This is a genomic window from Gelidibacter sediminis (assembly GCF_004364975.1).
GTDB classification, from domain to species: Bacteria; Bacteroidota; Bacteroidia; order Flavobacteriales; family Flavobacteriaceae; genus Gelidibacter; species Gelidibacter sediminis.
This window is the reverse complement of sequence record NZ_SOBW01000007.1, coordinates 626,850-644,008: the sequence shown is the minus strand read 5'-3', so window position 1 is coordinate 644,008 and position 17,159 is coordinate 626,850. Positions and strand designations below refer to the sequence as shown.

Genomic DNA, 17,159 nt, shown 5'->3' with positions numbered 1-17,159 from the left:
ATTCCTATGAATTATAATTTTAACGAGATCGAAAAAAAGTGGCAAGATCATTGGGCTAAAAATCAAACATTTAGAGCCAAAAACAATTGTGATCAGCCAAAATATTACGTATTGGATATGTTCCCTTACCCAAGTGGGGCAGGCTTGCATGTTGGACATCCGTTAGGATACATTGCGAGCGATATTTATGCGCGTTATAAACGTCATAAGGGATTTAATGTATTGCATCCACAAGGGTATGATAGTTTTGGATTGCCGGCGGAACAATATGCCATCCAAACGGGCCAGCATCCCGCGGTTACGACCGAAGAGAATATTAAAACCTATCGACGTCAATTAGATCAGATTGGGTTTTCTTTTGATTGGAGTAGAGAGGTGAGAACTTCTGACCCTGCATATTACAAATGGACACAGTGGATTTTCATACAATTATTTGAATCTTGGTACAATAACAGTTCTGATAAGGCTGAGTCCATTGATACTTTAATCACAGTTTTTGAAACGGATGGCAATGCGAAGGTCGATGCGGTGTGTGATGATGAAATTGAAGTGTTTACTGCATCTGAATGGAATGCGTTTTCAATTGAACAACAGCAAGAAATTCTCTTAAAATATCGCTTAACCTATTTGGCAGAAACTGAAGTCAACTGGTGTCCGGCTTTAGGAACGGTTTTAGCAAATGATGAGATAGTCAATGGGGTTTCAGAACGTGGCGGTCATGCCGTAATACGAAAGAAAATGACCCAATGGAGCATGCGTATTTCTGCCTATGCCGAACGTCTGCTACAAGGTTTGGACCAGATTGATTGGACCGATTCGTTAAAGGAAAGTCAGCGCAATTGGATTGGTAAATCAGTTGGTGCTAGCGTAACTTTCAATGTCATTCCTAATGATACAGGTAGCGCTAAATATAAGATTCCAGTATTTACAACTCGACCTGACACCATTTTCGGGGTTAGTTTTATGACCTTGGCACCTGAACACGATTTAGTTTCTAAAATTACAACTGACAACCAGAGAGCGGAAGTAGAGGCTTACATCAAAGCTACTGCTAAACGCAGTGAGCGCGATCGTATGGCAGATGTTAAAACCATTACAGGAGCATTTACAGGCTCCTATGCTGAGCATCCGTTTACAAAAGAGCCAATCCCAGTTTGGATTGGAGACTACGTGCTAGCAGGCTACGGCACAGGCGCAGTAATGTCAGTGCCTTGTGGAGACCAACGTGACTACGACTTTGCAAATCATTTTAATATTCCAATTCCTAATATTTTTGAAGGTATTGATATTTCTGAAGAGGCCTATGGCGCGAAAGACAATGTCATTATTGCGAACTCTGACTTTTTGAATGGCCTATCTTATAAAGAAGCGACGAAAAAAGCCATTGTAGCACTTGAAAAGTTAAATCAAGGTGAAGGAAAAACCAATTACCGTTTACGAGATGCAGTATTTTCCCGTCAACGCTATTGGGGGGAGCCATTCCCGGTGTATTACGTTAACGGAATGCCGCAAATGATAGATACAAAACATTTGCCTATACGTTTACCTGAAGTAGAAAAATACTTGCCGACTGAAACTGGCGAGCCACCTTTGGGGCGTGCTGATGTTTGGGCGTGGTGTACAGAAAGCAATACTGTTGTTGACAATGAGAAAGTAAACAATACGACGGTTTTTCCATTAGAGTTGAACACCATGCCAGGATGGGCAGGAAGTTCGTGGTACTTTTTTAGATATATGGACCCAACCAATGATGACGTTTTTGCAAGGGAAAAGGCCTTAACCTATTGGGAAAATGTCGATTTATATATTGGGGGGAGTGAACACGCAACGGGTCATCTATTGTATTCTCGTTTTTGGGTTAAATTTTTAAAAGATCGAGGTTTTGTTAGTATTGAAGAACCTTTTAAAAAGCTGATCAACCAAGGGATGATTTTGGGAACTAGTGCTTTTGTAGGTAGAATTGTAGCAACAGGTGATTTTGACGGTTCTGAGGACGTTCAAACAATTCATACTGACTTTTTCGTTTCGAAACCTTATGCTGATTTAATAATATCTGATGCTGAGAAGGCCAAACAACTAATGGAAATTATTGCTAACCATTATAGTGTCGAAAATAAAGACCAAAAATTTGCTAGACCATTTACAATTGGAGTTTCTCCCACACACGTGAAAGTACAATATGTTAATGCATCTGACGAATTGGACATACAAGGTTTAAAAAGTGATAGTGAATTTGGTGACGATTATAAGGATGCAATATTTGTTAGTGACACTGGAGCAATCATAACTTTAGATACTGATTCAGATGATACTTTTAAAGTATCCCGCGAGGTCGAAAAAATGTCCAAATCCAAATACAACGTGGTTAACCCGGATGCCATTTGTGAGCAATATGGTGCTGATAGTCTGCGATTATACGAAATGTTTCTCGGACCATTAGAACAAGCTAAACCATGGAATACCGCTGGCATTACGGGTGTACATGGATTTCTTAAAAAATTATGGAAATTGTATATGGGCGACTCCGGTTTAAATATTACCGATGCTGAACCTAGCAAAGACAATCTGAAAACCCTTCATAAAACCATTAAAAAGGTAGAAGAAGATATCGAAAACTTCTCCTTTAACACATCTGTCTCAACCTTTATGATTGCGGTAAACGAATTGACAGCACAAAAATGTACAAGTAAGGCTGTTTTAGAGCCCTTTTTGGTGCTACTGTCACCTTATGCACCACATATTACCGAAGAATTGTGGAGTTTATTAGGACATGAAGCATCCATTTCAACTGCGGCATTTCCACAATTTGACGCTAATCATTTGGTAGAGAGTAGTAAAAATTACCCTATTTCATTCAACGGGAAAATGAAATTTACCTTAGAATTACCATTGGACATGAGTAAAGACGACATCGAGAAAACGGTCATGGCACATGAAAAGACCATCGCTCAATTAGAAGGTAGAACTCCTAAAAAGGTCATTATCGTTCCAGGAAAAATAGTGAATATAGTAGGTTGATATCATACTTATATCAATTGGTTTAGGGGGAGTAACTACTATTATAATGTAGAAAGTAGACGTGGTGGTTTAAGAAAACGATATAATATCGTAAGATTCCTTTTTTTAGAAACACCCGATTTAAAAAGTAGCTGACAAAATTTCCGTATGCTAAATTGGCGTACTTTTTGTTATCTTTAATTTAAATTTTAAAACAAAATAATATGGGAGGAATAGGCATGGGCTATTGGATTTTAATTGGTGGAATTGCACTGATTAGCTGGTTGGTTAGCAATCAATTAAAAAGAAAGTTCAAAAAATATTCGCAAATCCAATTGAGAAATGGTATGAGCGGTAAAGAAATTGCAGAAAAGATGCTTGCTGATAATGGCATTAGTGATGTGGAGGTAATTTCTGTGAAAGGACAATTAACAGACCATTACAACCCTGCAAATAAAACGGTAAATTTAAGTGAATCTGTGTATATGCAACGCAATGCTGCAGCTGCGGCCGTAGCGGCTCACGAGTGTGGACATGCAGTACAACATGCGCAGGCTTACAGTGCTTTAAAACTGCGTTCAGCATTGGTGCCTGTGGTAAGTGTTACTTCAGGAATGTCGCAATGGTTGGTTATTGGAGGTTTGGTCTTAGGGGCGGCGGCTGGCGCTGGTTTTGGCTATTATATTGCCGTAGCAGGTTTGGTTTTTATGGGCTTTGCTACCCTGTTTAGTTTTATAACCTTACCAGTTGAATATGATGCAAGTAATAGGGCCTTAGCTTGGTTAAAAGGTAAAAATATGTTGACCCCAGAAGAGTATGCTGGTAGTGAAGATGCGCTTAAATGGGCTGCAAGAACTTATTTGGTTGCTGCCATTGGTGCTTTAGCATCGTTGTTATATTGGGCAATGCAGGTTTTTGGAAATAGAAATTAAATCTAAGTAGTAGTTTAATAAAAAGTGGACCTTACGCAAACAATTGTTGTTCGGCTCATTTTTTTTCCTATTTTTATTTGCTAACAACAACACTCCTATAGTTATGGAACAACAACCTACTGAAAGTCCTTTTAATAGTTTTGATACGAAGCTATTAATACACACATCTGACGCTGAACGCGTCGATTTTTATAAAAAAACCTATGGACATGTGGCCGGCGGCGTTTTAGTTTTTATCATTTTTGAATATTTATTACTGCAAAGTGAGACAATTGTCAATTTTGCTTTATCCATGACTGAAGGTTATAAATGGCTCCTTATGTTGGGAGGTTTTATGTTTATAACCAGTTATGCAGAACGGATGACAATGAAATCTACTGATAAGAATATACAGTATTTAGCTTTCGGACTCTACATTCTTGCACAGGCCTTTATTTTTGTACCGCTAATTTACATTGCCGCCTATTACATGGATTCGGGTCCGGAGATTTTAAATCAGGCTGCTATTGTAACCTTAGCCTTATTTACAGGGTTGTCTGCCGTGGTTTTCGTGTCAAAAAAGGATTTCTCATTTCTTAAAACAGGTTTAACCGTAGGCTTTTTTATAGCCATTGGGTTAATTGTGGCTGGCATGTTATTTGGGTTCAATCTCGGATTATGGTTTTCTGTAGGGATGTGCCTGTTGGCAGGTGGTTCTATTTTATACCAAACTTCTAATTTGGTAAATAAATATTCTTCTGAAGATTACATTCCTGCAGCTTTAGGATTATTTGCATCATTAATGTTGCTGTTTTGGTATGTGCTTCAAATTTTCATGTCGAGAGATTAAATCTTAATAGAGATTAAAAAACTCCTGATTTCTCAGGAGTTTTTTTGTTATGGATGTTGCTATATCTGAATTTGTCGGTCAATCTGCTGATTTAAGGAAATAAAGGTTTCGGTTCTGGATACTCCAGCAATTGACTGAATTTCTTTATTAAGCAAGTGCATCAAATGTTCGTTGTCCTTACAAAGTATTTTAATCAAAATACTCCAGTTTCCCGTGGTGTAATGACATTCTAACACTTCTGGAATTTTTTGTAATTGTTTTACGGCTTCAGGATTGCTCATTGCTTTGTCTAAATAAATGCCAACAAATGCCATTGTAGTATAGCCCAATACCTTCGGGTTGATAACAAATTTTGACCCTGATATCAAACCTGATTTTTCCAATTTTCTTAAGCGTTGGTGTATTGCAGCGCCTGAGATGCCTACATTTCTCGCAATTTCCAAAATTGGGGTCCTAGCGTCTTGCATTAAATCTCGCAGGATCTTTTTATCGATACCATCAATTTGGATGTTTTGATTAACTATTTTCATATACACTCCCCGAAATATTCGGAATTTTTTAAATATAGATATATTACTTAAACCGCTTATACATTAAGTGGATTGTATCCTAAATAAGGCACGTCTTTTTCTGTAAATTTAATGTCAAAAGCTTCTAATTCTGACAGGATCGGTCCATATACCTCCTTAGTAATCGGAATTTGAACCCCCGGTGTTTTAATGGTGCCGTTAAGGATGGCTAAAGTAGCAATTGCTACGGGTAGTCCCACCGTTTTAGCCATTGCTGTATATGTCATATCTTCGCCAAGCGCAACCATTGTGGAATCAATTTGATGTTTTTTTCCATCAAGTTCATAGCCAAATTTATGGTACATTACCAACATGTCTTTGTCATGGTCTTGTAGGGTCCAACTGTCCATTAATATTTTTTGGAGTATTTGGGCTGGGGTAGCTTTTTTAAGGCCTACCATTTTATTACGGTTAAAAATATCTAATTCCTCAAACTTCTCCCATACAATATCATCCTGATCAATTTTAAGTGAGAGTCTAAACTTAAGTTCAACTGAATCTGTAGTGCTATAAGGCAAAAAAGCATTGACAAAATCGCGATAGCTCATGTTTTCACTGTCATCTATGGTATAGCTATCATCCGTCATTCCTAATTGCACAAATACGTTCCATGCCCTGCTAAAACCTACACGACGCATGGTACCTCTATAAAGTGTCTTGATGCTATCTAAACCGTATGCGCTTTGGTATTTGAGAGAATCTCTATTGGCATAAGCTTCAAAGCGGCCATAGCCATCCACATCTAAAAACTCTGTTCTCCTAAATAATCGGTGGTAAGGAATATATTTATAATTGCCTTCTTGTATAAACTTTGCAGCACTACCTTGTCCAGCAACCACAACATTTCTTGGGTTCCAGGTAAATTTGTAATTCCATAGGTTATTGTCACTTTCAGGCGCTACTAATCCGCCGGCAAATGATTCAAATAAAATCATTTTTCCGCCTCTGTCTCTGATGCTATCAATAACCTTCATGGCACTCATATGATCAATTCCGGGATCCACCCCAATTTCATTCATAAATACCAAACCTTTATTTTTTGCGGCCATATCAAGGTCTTCCATCTCCTTGCTTACGTAAGAAGCGGTTACCATATTTTTGCCATAAGTAATGCAGTCTTTGGCAACTTCAATATGATACCTTGCCGGAAGCATAGAAACGACTATATCAGCATTTTCAATAGCATTTTGACGTGATTGTCTGTCAAATACATCCAGTGTAATAGCCTGAGCATGTTCATGATTATTAATGAGTTTGCTGGCATTATGGATGTCTATATCGCCAACAATGATATGTAAATTTTCAGGGATGGATTTCTCTAATAAATATTTTATGAGGTATGAAGACGATTTTCCTGAACCTATAACTAATATCTTTCGCATAATGGGATTTCTTGAGTAGTTTTGTAATTAATTACCACGAATTTACTAAATAACATTTGGTTATTGAAGGCATACAATAATAATATGAATAGAACAATTTTAATCACAGCTGCGGTTTTAGGAATCATCACAATTGGATTAGGGGCATTTGGGGCACATGGTCTAAAACAATTGATATCTTTAGAGGCGCAACAAACATTTGAAACTGGCGTTCGCTACCAGATGTACCATGCATTATTTTTATTGTTTTTAGGAACAACCGGAATAATTCAGGAAAAAATAAAAAAGGTTATCTATTATCTAGTAGTGATTGGGATACTCTTTTTCTCTGGGTCTATCTATGGATTGGCTACTATGGAAATTACCGCTATCAATTTTAAAAGTATAGGCTTTATCACACCAATAGGAGGGCTTTTATTGATTTGTGCTTGGATATTAGTGCTGATTGGCATTTTAAAAGAGAATCGTTATAAATCCTAAAAAGAAGTGCATACTTTAAAATAATTGCTAATTTTGTAGCCACAAACAACACAATATTATTATGGCCAATAACACCCAAACTACGAAATCGATTTCGTTAGATGATTACGGTATTAAAAATGCCGAAGTACATTACCAATTACACCCTGATAGACTTCATGACATTGCAATTGCCAAAGGGCAAGGCGTTGAAGCATCTTCTGGAGCTCTGGCAATCAACACAGGAGAATTTACAGGACGGTCTCCACAAGATAGGTTTATTGTTAAGGATGAGATCACTAAGGATCGTGTATGGTGGGGAAATGTCAATATTGCATTTGATCCAGATGATTTTCAAAAATTATATGATAAAGTAACCGATTACCTGTCAGGAAAAGAAATCTTTGTAAGGGATAGCTATGCTTGCGCTGATGAAAATTACAAATTAAATATCAGAGTTATTAATGAGTATGCTTGGAGTAATCAATTTGCTTACAACATGTTTTTGCGTCCATCAGAAAAGGAATTGGAAAATTTTATTCCTGAGTGGACTATTGTAAATGCTCCTGGATTTATGGCAGATCCGAAGGTGGATAAAACGCGCCAGCATAACTTTGCTATCTTAGATTTTACAAGAAAAATTGCGTTAATTGGAGGCACTGGTTACACAGGAGAAATTAAAAAAGGCATTTTCTCAGCTCTTAACTTTATTTTGCCAGTATTTAAAAATACGTTGCCAATGCATTGCAGTGCAAATGTTGGTAAAAATGATGATACTGCAATTTTCTTCGGTTTATCAGGTACAGGAAAAACGACCTTGTCCGCCGATCCTAGCAGACGTTTAATTGGTGATGATGAGCACGGTTGGACCAAAGAAAATACCGTATTCAATTTTGAAGGTGGTTGCTATGCAAAAGTGATTAACCTTTGTGAAGAAAATGAGCCAGATATCTTTAATGCCATCAAGAGAGGTGCTATTTTAGAAAATGTCATTTTAGATGCTAACGGTAGGGTTGATTTTGAAGACGTATCTATTACTCAAAATACCCGTGTAAGTTATCCGTTAGACCATATAGATAACACGGTGGTGCCATCAATTGGAAAAAATCCTAAGAACATTTTCTTTTTAACGGCAGATGCTTTTGGCGTCTTGCCTCCAATTTCTAAATTGACTCCAAGTCAGGCAGCATATCATTTTATTTCCGGCTATACGGCAAAGGTTGCTGGTACTGAAGCTGGTGTGGTTGAACCTGTTCCAAACTTTTCAGCGTGTTTTGGCGCTCCATTTATGCCGCTTCATCCTGCAAAATATGCAGAAATGCTAAGTGATAAAATTCAAGAAACTGGTGTTAACGTATGGTTGGTAAATACGGGGTGGACCGGTGGACCTTACGGTGTTGGAACACGAATGAAACTGAAGTATACAAGAGCCATGATAAATGCAGTATTGAATGGCGATTTAAAGGACTATACGTACGAAGATTACCATATCCATTCTGTATTTGGGGTGGCTCAACCAAGATCATGCCCAGGTGTGCCTAGTGAGGTGTTGAGTCCGAGAACCACATGGAATGATGATGAGGCATATTATAAGACGGCATTTAAGTTGACAAATGCCTTCAGGGAAAACTTTAAGAAATTTGAAAGTTTTGCAAGTGAGGAAATCAGAAGAGGTGGTCCGCAACGCTATGCGTTTTAAGCAACCTTGTCTCTAAATATAAAAAGGCGATTCATTTATTTGAATCGCCTTTTTTATGATTATAAAGGAAGCTTATTTTCCTTTATTTGCTTTTTCAATATATTTTTCCAACGCCATTGTCATTGATGGTGTTTCTGGTGTAGGCGCTAAAATATCCACGCGCAACCCATGCTCTTCAACAGCTTTGGCTGTAGTATTCCCAAAAACTGCAATACGAGTATCGTTTTGCTTAAAATCTGGGAAATTATGGAATAAAGATTCAATTCCTGAAGGACTAAAGAAAACCAAAATATCATAATACACGTCTGCCAAATCAGACAAATCGCTGATTACGGTCCTGTAAAATATGCCTTCTTTCCACTTAATGTTCAAAGCATTAAGGATTGCAGGAACTTCATCCTTTAATTTATCAGTGGTTGGTAATAAAAAGCTTTCGTCCTTATATTTCTTAATCAAAGGAGACAAGTCTTCAAAATTACGTTTGCCAACATAAATTTTTCGTTTTCTATAGACCACATATTTTTGAAGATAGAACGCTACGGCTTCACTCTGACAAAAATACTTTAGGGTGTCTGGAACCTTAAAACGCATTTCATCAGCCACTCTAAAAAAATGGTCCACAGAATTTCTGCTGGTTAAGATAATAGCAGTATATTGTGTCAGATCAACTTTTTGGTGTCTGACGTCTTTTGCAGCAACACCTTCTACATGAATAAATGGGCGGAAGTCAATCTTTACTTTTTGCTTTTCTTGGAGATCAAAGTAAGGCGAATTTTCGATTTTAGGTTCAGGTTGAGACACTAAAATTGTTTTCACTTTCATAGGCTTGGGTTAGTTTTAAGCTTTATATTCTACAATTATTTTATACAAAATCAGATAAGGCCCAATTTCAAGTGTGCAAAGATACAAAATAAAATAGAATATGTTGTTAATCACTGTCTTTTGATGTTTTTTAAGTGAGCTTATAAAACCTATCACATTGATAATGATTACTAATACAATTACAGATATGATAATTAATTTGTTGGGTTGTAAAGTGTACAATAACAGGGCGTTAATAGGTAAAAGTATAAAGCCTATAAAATTTTTGTAGCTGATTTTTTGAAAGAGATAAGCATCAATTAAATTATCAATTTCAAACACACTACCAATAAGTCGCTCTACTAATATTTTGATAACAGATAGGGTGCCAATTCCGAAAATAAGCTTCAAAAACACTATTAACTCAAAGGTTTTCGTAGTTTCTAGGCTGAGGTAGGAAAGATAACCAAAAATGGAAATTGATATGGTAAGATTTAAAAATAACAGTGCGTCAAAAACATCAACGAATTTTTGATCTTTAGTGTAAATTTTCAGATATTTTGATTTTCCCAGTACCCCAAGAAAATCTATAAACCTATTGGTATAAGTTACCTTGGCAATTGTAATGAAAATCAGGCCCAAAACCATAAAAATGGTAAACCATTCGTAAGATATGACGTCTCTTAGCATAGCGCTAAATTATAAAGAATATTTTATCTGTTCATTTCAATAAAATTAATCTTTTAAAAAAACTTACTTTTGCTAAAATTTTTTCCTGATGAAAGACGCTATTGTCATCATTCCAACATATAATGAAATTGAAAACATTGAAGCCATTATCATTGCAGTTTTTGCGCAAGAGAAAGCATTTAATGTTCTTGTTGTAGATGACAATTCACCTGATTTGACTGCTAATAAAGTAGAGGCCTTGCAAGCGGAGTTTCCGGATCGTTTGTTTTTGCTCAAGCGAAAGCATAAAACGGGTCTAGGTACTGCATACATAGATGGTTTTAAATGGTGCCTTGCCAGAGAGTATGATTATATTTTTGAAATGGATGCCGATTTTTCGCATAACCCAGATGACTTGGTAAAACTCTATAATGCCTGTGCGGTAGAAGGTGCTGACGTAGCCATAGGCTCTCGATACATCACTGGAGTTAATGTGGTCAATTGGCCAATGAATCGAATTTTACTTTCTTATTTTGCCTCTAAATATGTTCGATTTATCACACAAATGGACATTCAGGATACAACGGCAGGCTTTGTTTGTTATAGAAGGAAGGTATTGCAGACGATTAATTTAGATGCCATCAAATTTGTGGGTTATGCCTTTCAAATTGAAATGAAATTTAAGGCACATTTAAAAGGGTTTAACATTGTAGAGGTCCCTGTGATTTTTACGGATCGTGCAAAAGGAAAGTCAAAAATGAGTGGCGGAATTATTTCCGAGGCGATTTTTGGAGTTATAAATATGAAATTTAAAAGCCTTTTTGGCAAGTAATATGAAACGAGCATGCTAAAAAATTCACCACCCAAGGTAAAGATTAATTGCGAACAGCATGTGTCCGTTAAAAAACAATAGAAATATACACATGAAAGCAAAAACAGTACTTATAAAAAATGCTAAAATTGTTAATGAGGGGCACATTTTTGAAGGTGATATTCTAATTGAAGGCGAATTTATAAAGGATATCGACACTTCCATTAGTGCAAAATCAGCTGATGTTGTAGTCATAGATGTTGAAGGCAACTACGTATTTCCTGGTGTAATAGATGATCAGGTGCATTTTAGGGAACCAGGGCTAACCCATAAGGCAACTATTGAAACTGAATCTAGAGCAGCGGTGGCGGGCGGAATCACATCTTTTATTGAAATGCCTAATACGGTGCCACAAACTACCACAATTGAAAAATTAGACGAAAAGTTTGAAATTGCAGCCAATTCATCCTACGCCAATTATTCTTTTATGTTTGGCGGTACCAATACCAACTTAGATGAAGTTTTAAAGGTTGATTCTAAAAACGTTGCTGGTCTAAAATTGTTCTTAGGATCATCTACCGGAGACATGTTAGTAGACAATACTGAAGTTTTAGAGAACATATTTAAAAGTACAGATTTGCTAATTTCTGTACATTGTGAAGATGAGGCCACTATTCAAAGGAATCTTGAAGCACATCTAGAAAAATATGGTGAGGATATTCCAATGGAATGTCATCCTGATATTAGAAGTGCTGAGGCTTGTTATATATCATCATCTAAAGCGATTGAATTAGCTAAGAAAACTGGAGCTCGTCTACATATATTTCATCTATCAACCGCAAAAGAAACGCATCTCTTTACCAATAAAATTCCCTTAAAGGATAAAAAAATCACTGCAGAAGTGTGTATACACCATCTGTGGTTCAGTGATGAAGACTACAAGAAAAAAGGAAGTCTAATAAAATGGAATCCGGCAGTTAAAACGGTTAATGATCGTGAGGAGTTGTGGAGAGCTTTGTTGGATGGTCGCATTGATGTTGTTGCAACAGACCATGCACCACATACTTTGGAAGAGAAGAAAAATGTATATACGAAAGCACCATCAGGTGGACCACTGGTTCAACACGCATTGGTAGCGATGATTGAAGCCTATCACAATGGTAAGATAAGCTTAGAGAAAATTGCGGAGAAGATGTGTCATAATCCCGCTATTTTATTTCAGGTTGAAAAACGTGGTTATGTAAAGCCAGGATATTATGCTGACTTGGCCATTGTAGATATCAATAGTCCTTGGACCGTTAATAAAGATAACATTCTATATAAATGTGGGTGGTCTCCGTTTGAAAATACGCTGTTTAAATCGAGAATTACCCATACGTTTGTTAACGGCGCTTTAGTTTATAAAAACTTTAAGTTTATGGGCGTTAAGGCTGGGAAACGTTTAACCTTTGACAGATGAAACGCATTTTGTACATATTAATTGTGCTTATGGTTGTGGGCTGTAATGGGATTGATAAACCCAAAAAACCTAAAAATTTAATTGACAAGGAAAAAATGTCAGAAATCATGTATGATTTGTACATTTTAAACGCCGCTAAAGGAGTCAATAGAAAAATTTTAGAGACTAATGGGGTTGTGCCTTTAGAATATTTGTACGATAAGTATGCTATAGACAGCTTGCAATTTGCACAAAGCAATACTTACTATGCATATGATCCTGAGACATACACCGCAATTTTAGCTCGTGTGAAAAAAAGACTTGAGAAAAATAAAGATCACTATGAAGAGCTCAACTATAAAGAGTTGAATAAGCAAGACTCTATAAATGCCGCCAACAGAAGAAAAAAGGATACCCTCAACGAGCAGGAGCGATCTTTTCCTCAGTAACTTGACCTATTCAAATCTTCTAAATACTGTTTTGCGGTTTCTTGTATGGAGGTTGTCATTGGTTTAAACTGAAAATTTAAAGCGCTTTTTAATTTGGAAGCATCATAATTGGAAATGCTTCGAGCGCTTTTGGTCATATGCTTAGAGAGCCGTCTGCGTTTGCCTGTAATGACATGGCGCAACCAATCCAATCGCCAACCCAAAGCTAATATAAAATTAGAGGCTTTTTTTGATGCTGGTTTTACGTTTAAAGCCGTGGCAGTTTGATGTAAAAAGTCTTTGAATGATAAATTTTCTGAAATGACAATAAAACGCTCATTTTTGATGTCACTTTGCATAAGCTGAAGCATTGCTTCAACAACATCAATTACATCAACATAAGCCGTTACTCCAGTGGTATAATAAGGCATGCCCTGATATACTTTTTTTATAAGGCTACTGCTGCCACCGCTATTCCAAAATCCAGGTCCAATAATTATTCCCGGATTTACAATTACCGCATCAACACCCTCTTGAGTGCCCCGCCATACCTCAGTTTCGGCACCGTATTTTGTGATGGCATAAATACTGTTATCATCATCCTGATTCCAAAATGTATCTTCTGTTATGGCGTGTTGCGCATCTCGATGATGCCCAATGGTAGCTATAGAGCTTACATAGCATAATTTTTTAATTTGGTTGGATATGCAAAGATTTACCACATTTGCAGTGCCCTCAATATTAATCTTACGAAGTTGTTTGTATTTGTCAGGTTCAAAACTCACAAAAGCGGCACAGTGGTAAACATAGTCGACATCTTTAAAGGCCTCTGTTAAAGCTGGCACATCTGTTATGTCCGCTTCTAGCCATTCAATTCTATTATACATTGAAGCAACGTCTTTTGTATAGTATGAAAAGACTTTTTTTACCAATTCTAACTTTTGTTCCCTTCTGTAGATTGCTTTTACTTTATCGTTGGTTTGCAATACTTTAAAAAGTAAATGTGAACCGACTAATCCTGTACCTCCTGTAACTAATATCATGTGACTAAATTAAAGAATTATTAGATATTAATTCCTAATTCTCCACTGATGTTTATCTTTGCGGCACAGTTGAAAAATTAATAAAAAGAATACATGACAAACGCATTTGTAGAAGATTTACGCTGGAGAGGAATGGTTCACGATATCATGCCCGGAACCGAAGACCAACTTAATAAAGGAATGACGAGTGCCTATATTGGCTTTGACCCTACTTCTGACTCCTTGCATATTGGAAGCTTAGTGCCAATAATTTTGTTAGTTCATTTGGAGAAGGCAGGACACAAGCCTTATGCGTTGGTTGGTGGTGCCACAGGAATGATTGGTGACCCTTCAGGTAAGAGTGATGAGCGCAATTTGCTTGATGAAGAAGCACTGGCAAAAAATGTGGCAGGTATAAAATCTGTATTGTCTCGATTCTTAAATTTTGATTCCAAAGAGAAAAATGCGCCAGTATTGGTAAATAACTATGATTGGATGAAGGACTTCTCCTTTATAGATTTTGCCAGAGATGTTGGTAAGCGTATAACGGTTAACTATATGATGTCTAAAGATTCAGTTAAAAAGCGCTTTTCTGGTGAAGAAGGTAGTGTAGGAATGTCTTTTACTGAATTTACTTACCAATTGATTCAAGGCTATGACTTTTACCATTTGCACAAGCACGCAAATGTGGTCTTGCAAATGGGTGGTAGTGACCAATGGGGTAATATCACCACCGGAACGGAATTGGTAAGGCGTATGAATGTTGGCGAAGAGGTAAAAGCCTATGCCATGACCTGTCCGTTAATTACAAAGGCTGATGGCTCTAAATTTGGAAAAAGTGAAGGTGGAAATATTTGGTTAGATGCTGATAAGACCTCTGTCTATAAATTTTATCAATTTTGGTTGAATACTAGTGATGAGGATGCCGAAAAATACATTAAGATTTTTACCTTTTTGGATAAAGAAACTATCGAAAACTTAATTGCTAAACATAAAGAAGCACCACATTTGCGTGTACTGCAAAAACGATTAGCCGAAGAAGTGACTACATTTGTACACTCTAAAGACGACTATGAAAATGCAGAAAGAGCCTCCAATATTTTGTTTAGCAGCAGTTTTAAGCAAGATATTAAAACTTTAAATGAAGCCATGTTTTTGGAAGTTTTTGAAGGTGTGCCCCTAGCGGAGATTTCAAAAGCAGAATTTGATGAGGGTGTCGATATGATTGCCGCGTTGGCGGCCAAAACCAATTTCCTGAACTCCAACGGGGAGGCTCGTAGAGCACTTAAAGAAAATTCAGTTGCAGTGAATAAAGAAAAGGTTAAAGAAGATTATATATTGTCTGCTGAAGATCTTATAAATGGAAAATACATCATTTTAAATAAGGGCAAAAAAAACACTTATATTATTAAAGTGAACGCTTAGGCTAGGTCTACAAAAATTTTCAATTCATAAAAAACGCCTGACGAAGTAAACTTCAATCAGGCGTTTAAAAAACCAACCAATCAACTTAAAAACTTTTCTTCTTCAATTATAGAATACTTTTTCTGGTTTCCCAGAAAGTCAGTTTTTTAGGTATTGGGTTAGTCGTCTGTACGTGTTTAGCATTACACACTTTAACATAGTTTTATAATACCATAAGATTGCAGCCTCTGATATCTGAGTTGTCAAAGCGACCTATTATTTCAAATTGACCTTTTGGCAATACTTTTCCTAAGTCTTGAGTGGCTATAAATGCGCACGAATTGACATTTGCCAGGTCAATGACATTAACACCTCCAGTTTTTCCATATGGCAGTATAGTTAGGGCATCTTCAGGGTCTCTAATAATAATTTGCATCCATTTTGGACATTCAAAAATACCTTGACCTTTAGAGTAGGCTTGACTTAATAATTCCGTCATGCCATATTCACTATGAATGGCATTTACCCCAAAACCTTTTTTTAAGATGGTGTGAAGCTCCTTTCGGACCAGTTCTTTTCGTCTACCTTTCATGCCACCAGTTTCCATAATTATGGTATGCTGTAACTGAAATTGATAGGATTCTATGAGGTCTAAAAGCGCAAATGAAACCCCTATGAGCAATACCTTTTTGCCATCTGCATCCAAAGTGATCAGGAGGTCTTTTAGTTCTGACAGATTATCAAGATAAAACCCACTTTCAGGGTGTTGCGAATGCGCAATGAAATCATCCACCATATAAATCAGTGACGACCCCTCGCGTTCCAAATAAGAAGGCAACAAAGCGAGTACCACATAATCTTCTATAGGGCCATAGAAATGGGAAAATGCCCGCCTGAAACTTTTTTCGTATATCTGAATATCTGTAACATGGTGTTGACTGGGCAACGTTCCAGTTGTGCCTGAACTTGTAAAGGTGCGCTGCACTGGTTGCGTGCAACTTAATATTTTATGAGACTTGAAGAATTGTATGGGTAAGAATGGTATCTCTTCTAATTTGGTTACTGCACTTGGGTGAATGTATAATAAATCGCAAAATGAACGGTACACAGGATTGTTTTCAAATTGGTATTTAAAAACTTCCAAACTTGCCAACTCAAAATCGGCCTGGGTCTGAATATCAAAAACGGTTTCCATTCTAATCATACCGCAAAAATATAGAAAATAAAAAAAGCGTTACCCAAATTGCGTAACGCTTTTATAATATTTTGAAACTGTAGCTCACTCATTAATCTTTGAGTGGCTCAACTTTATTGAATAGTTAATTGACGAAATATTTTATTATCGCACCACTAATTTTCTAGTAGTTGAAATGCTGCCTTCTTTTATCTTTATAATATAAATACCGGGATTTAATCTAGAGATATTTAATTCTTTACCATAAAGTGTATGGAAAAGTATTTTTTTACCCAAAACATCAAAGATTTCCACCTCTTTGGTCAAGTTTTGTTTTGTAGTAATATAAATTTTTCCATTACTTACAGGGTTTGGGTAAATGACCAGGTCTGTATGGTCAGTTGTTATAGTGCTCGCCGTTGCAGTTGTTTGCGCAACACCAGTTGCGCCAAAAGAGAGGCCTATCATCAAAAAAAGCATTAAAAGGTAATTTTTCATCAAATAGAATCTTTTTATTAAAAGTACTAAATTAATACAAAACTTGT

16 protein-coding genes are annotated in these 17,159 nt (G+C 36.7%); 9 read left to right on the top strand and 7 right to left on the bottom strand.

The genetic code is table 11. The features are described from left to right. Nucleotides 1-6 precede the first annotated feature (6 nt). The 3 genes from BXY82_RS02700 to BXY82_RS02690 all read left to right on the top strand — a co-directional run bounded on the left by BXY82_RS02700 (nucleotide 7) and on the right by BXY82_RS02690 (nucleotide 4,758). Nucleotides 7-3,018, top strand: coding sequence for a leucine--tRNA ligase (locus BXY82_RS02700; protein WP_133757399.1), 3,012 nt, complete (start codon nucleotides 7-9; stop codon nucleotides 3,016-3,018). 218 nt (nucleotides 3,019-3,236) lie between these two features. After that, nucleotides 3,237-3,929, top strand: a complete 693-nt coding sequence (locus tag BXY82_RS02695) for a zinc metallopeptidase (RefSeq protein WP_133757398.1) — start codon at nucleotides 3,237-3,239, stop codon at nucleotides 3,927-3,929. 103 nt (nucleotides 3,930-4,032) lie between these two features. Further along, nucleotides 4,033-4,758: a Bax inhibitor-1/YccA family protein gene (locus BXY82_RS02690; RefSeq protein ID WP_133756637.1), complete on the top strand. Its 726-nt coding sequence runs from the start codon at nucleotides 4,033-4,035 to the stop codon at nucleotides 4,756-4,758. Nucleotides 4,759-4,817: 59 nt separating this feature from the next. On the opposite strand, the gene BXY82_RS02685 is transcribed toward BXY82_RS02690, so the two are convergent. Next, nucleotides 4,818-5,288 carry an Lrp/AsnC family transcriptional regulator gene (locus BXY82_RS02685; protein ID WP_133756636.1) on the bottom strand — a complete coding sequence of 157 codons (471 nt, stop codon included), beginning with the start codon at nucleotides 5,286-5,288 and terminating at the stop codon, nucleotides 4,818-4,820. A 56-nt stretch (nucleotides 5,289-5,344) separates the two neighbouring features. Then, nucleotides 5,345-6,709, bottom strand: a complete 1,365-nt coding sequence (locus tag BXY82_RS02680; protein ID WP_133756635.1) for a saccharopine dehydrogenase family protein — start codon at nucleotides 6,707-6,709, stop codon at nucleotides 5,345-5,347. 84 nt (nucleotides 6,710-6,793) lie between these two features. Here BXY82_RS02680 and BXY82_RS02675 point away from each other — a divergent pair, with 84 nt between their 5' ends. Both BXY82_RS02675 and pckA read left to right on the top strand, forming a co-directional pair. Further along, nucleotides 6,794-7,189 (top strand): DUF423 domain-containing protein, encoded by a 396-nt coding sequence (locus BXY82_RS02675; RefSeq protein ID WP_133756634.1) that lies wholly within the window; start codon nucleotides 6,794-6,796, stop codon nucleotides 7,187-7,189. Between the two features lie 61 nt (nucleotides 7,190-7,250). Next, nucleotides 7,251-8,867, top strand: coding sequence for a phosphoenolpyruvate carboxykinase (ATP) (gene pckA / locus BXY82_RS02670; protein ID WP_133756633.1), 1,617 nt, complete (start codon nucleotides 7,251-7,253; stop codon nucleotides 8,865-8,867). A 72-nt stretch (nucleotides 8,868-8,939) separates the two neighbouring features. Here the strand turns inward: pckA and BXY82_RS02665 are convergent, their stop codons facing one another. Both BXY82_RS02665 and BXY82_RS02660 read right to left on the bottom strand, forming a co-directional pair. After that, on the bottom strand, nucleotides 8,940-9,689 hold the full coding sequence (locus tag BXY82_RS02665) for a uroporphyrinogen-III synthase (RefSeq protein ID WP_133756632.1): 750 nt from the start codon (nucleotides 9,687-9,689) through the stop codon (nucleotides 8,940-8,942). Between the two features lie 15 nt (nucleotides 9,690-9,704). Beyond that, entirely contained in the window at nucleotides 9,705-10,358 is a 654-nt protein-coding gene (locus BXY82_RS02660) for a DUF4271 domain-containing protein (protein WP_133756631.1), read from the bottom strand. Between the two features lie 88 nt (nucleotides 10,359-10,446). Here BXY82_RS02660 and BXY82_RS02655 point away from each other — a divergent pair, with 88 nt between their 5' ends. From BXY82_RS02655 to BXY82_RS02645, 3 genes are all read left to right on the top strand, one after another. Beyond that, nucleotides 10,447-11,169 carry a polyprenol monophosphomannose synthase gene (locus BXY82_RS02655; RefSeq protein ID WP_133756630.1) on the top strand — a complete coding sequence of 241 codons (723 nt, stop codon included), beginning with the start codon at nucleotides 10,447-10,449 and terminating at the stop codon, nucleotides 11,167-11,169. 91 nt (nucleotides 11,170-11,260) lie between these two features. After that, nucleotides 11,261-12,607, top strand: coding sequence for a dihydroorotase (locus BXY82_RS02650; RefSeq protein WP_133756629.1), 1,347 nt, complete (start codon nucleotides 11,261-11,263; stop codon nucleotides 12,605-12,607). Continuing rightward, a complete protein-coding gene (locus BXY82_RS02645; protein ID WP_133756628.1) occupies nucleotides 12,604-13,035 on the top strand; it encodes a DUF4296 domain-containing protein in 432 nt (143 codons plus the stop codon). The genes BXY82_RS02650 and BXY82_RS02645 overlap by 4 nt, the downstream gene beginning before the upstream one ends. Here BXY82_RS02645 and BXY82_RS02640 read toward each other — a convergent pair. Further along, nucleotides 13,029-14,057, bottom strand: coding sequence for an NAD-dependent epimerase/dehydratase family protein (locus BXY82_RS02640; RefSeq protein ID WP_133756627.1), 1,029 nt, complete (start codon nucleotides 14,055-14,057; stop codon nucleotides 13,029-13,031). The genes BXY82_RS02645 and BXY82_RS02640 overlap by 7 nt on opposite strands. 93 nt (nucleotides 14,058-14,150) lie before the next feature. Here BXY82_RS02640 and tyrS point away from each other — a divergent pair, with 93 nt between their 5' ends. Beyond that, nucleotides 14,151-15,461 carry a tyrosine--tRNA ligase gene (gene tyrS, locus BXY82_RS02635; protein ID WP_133756626.1) on the top strand — a complete coding sequence of 437 codons (1,311 nt, stop codon included), beginning with the start codon at nucleotides 14,151-14,153 and terminating at the stop codon, nucleotides 15,459-15,461. A 202-nt stretch (nucleotides 15,462-15,663) separates the two neighbouring features. Here the strand turns inward: tyrS and BXY82_RS02630 are convergent, their stop codons facing one another. After that, nucleotides 15,664-16,644 carry a LuxE/PaaK family acyltransferase gene (locus BXY82_RS02630; protein ID WP_133756625.1) on the bottom strand — a complete coding sequence of 327 codons (981 nt, stop codon included), beginning with the start codon at nucleotides 16,642-16,644 and terminating at the stop codon, nucleotides 15,664-15,666. 135 nt (nucleotides 16,645-16,779) lie between these two features. After that, complete coding sequence (locus BXY82_RS02625; protein WP_133756624.1) at nucleotides 16,780-17,112, bottom strand: T9SS type A sorting domain-containing protein; 333 nt, start codon at nucleotides 17,110-17,112, stop codon at nucleotides 16,780-16,782. Between the last annotated feature and the right edge of the window lie 47 nt (nucleotides 17,113-17,159).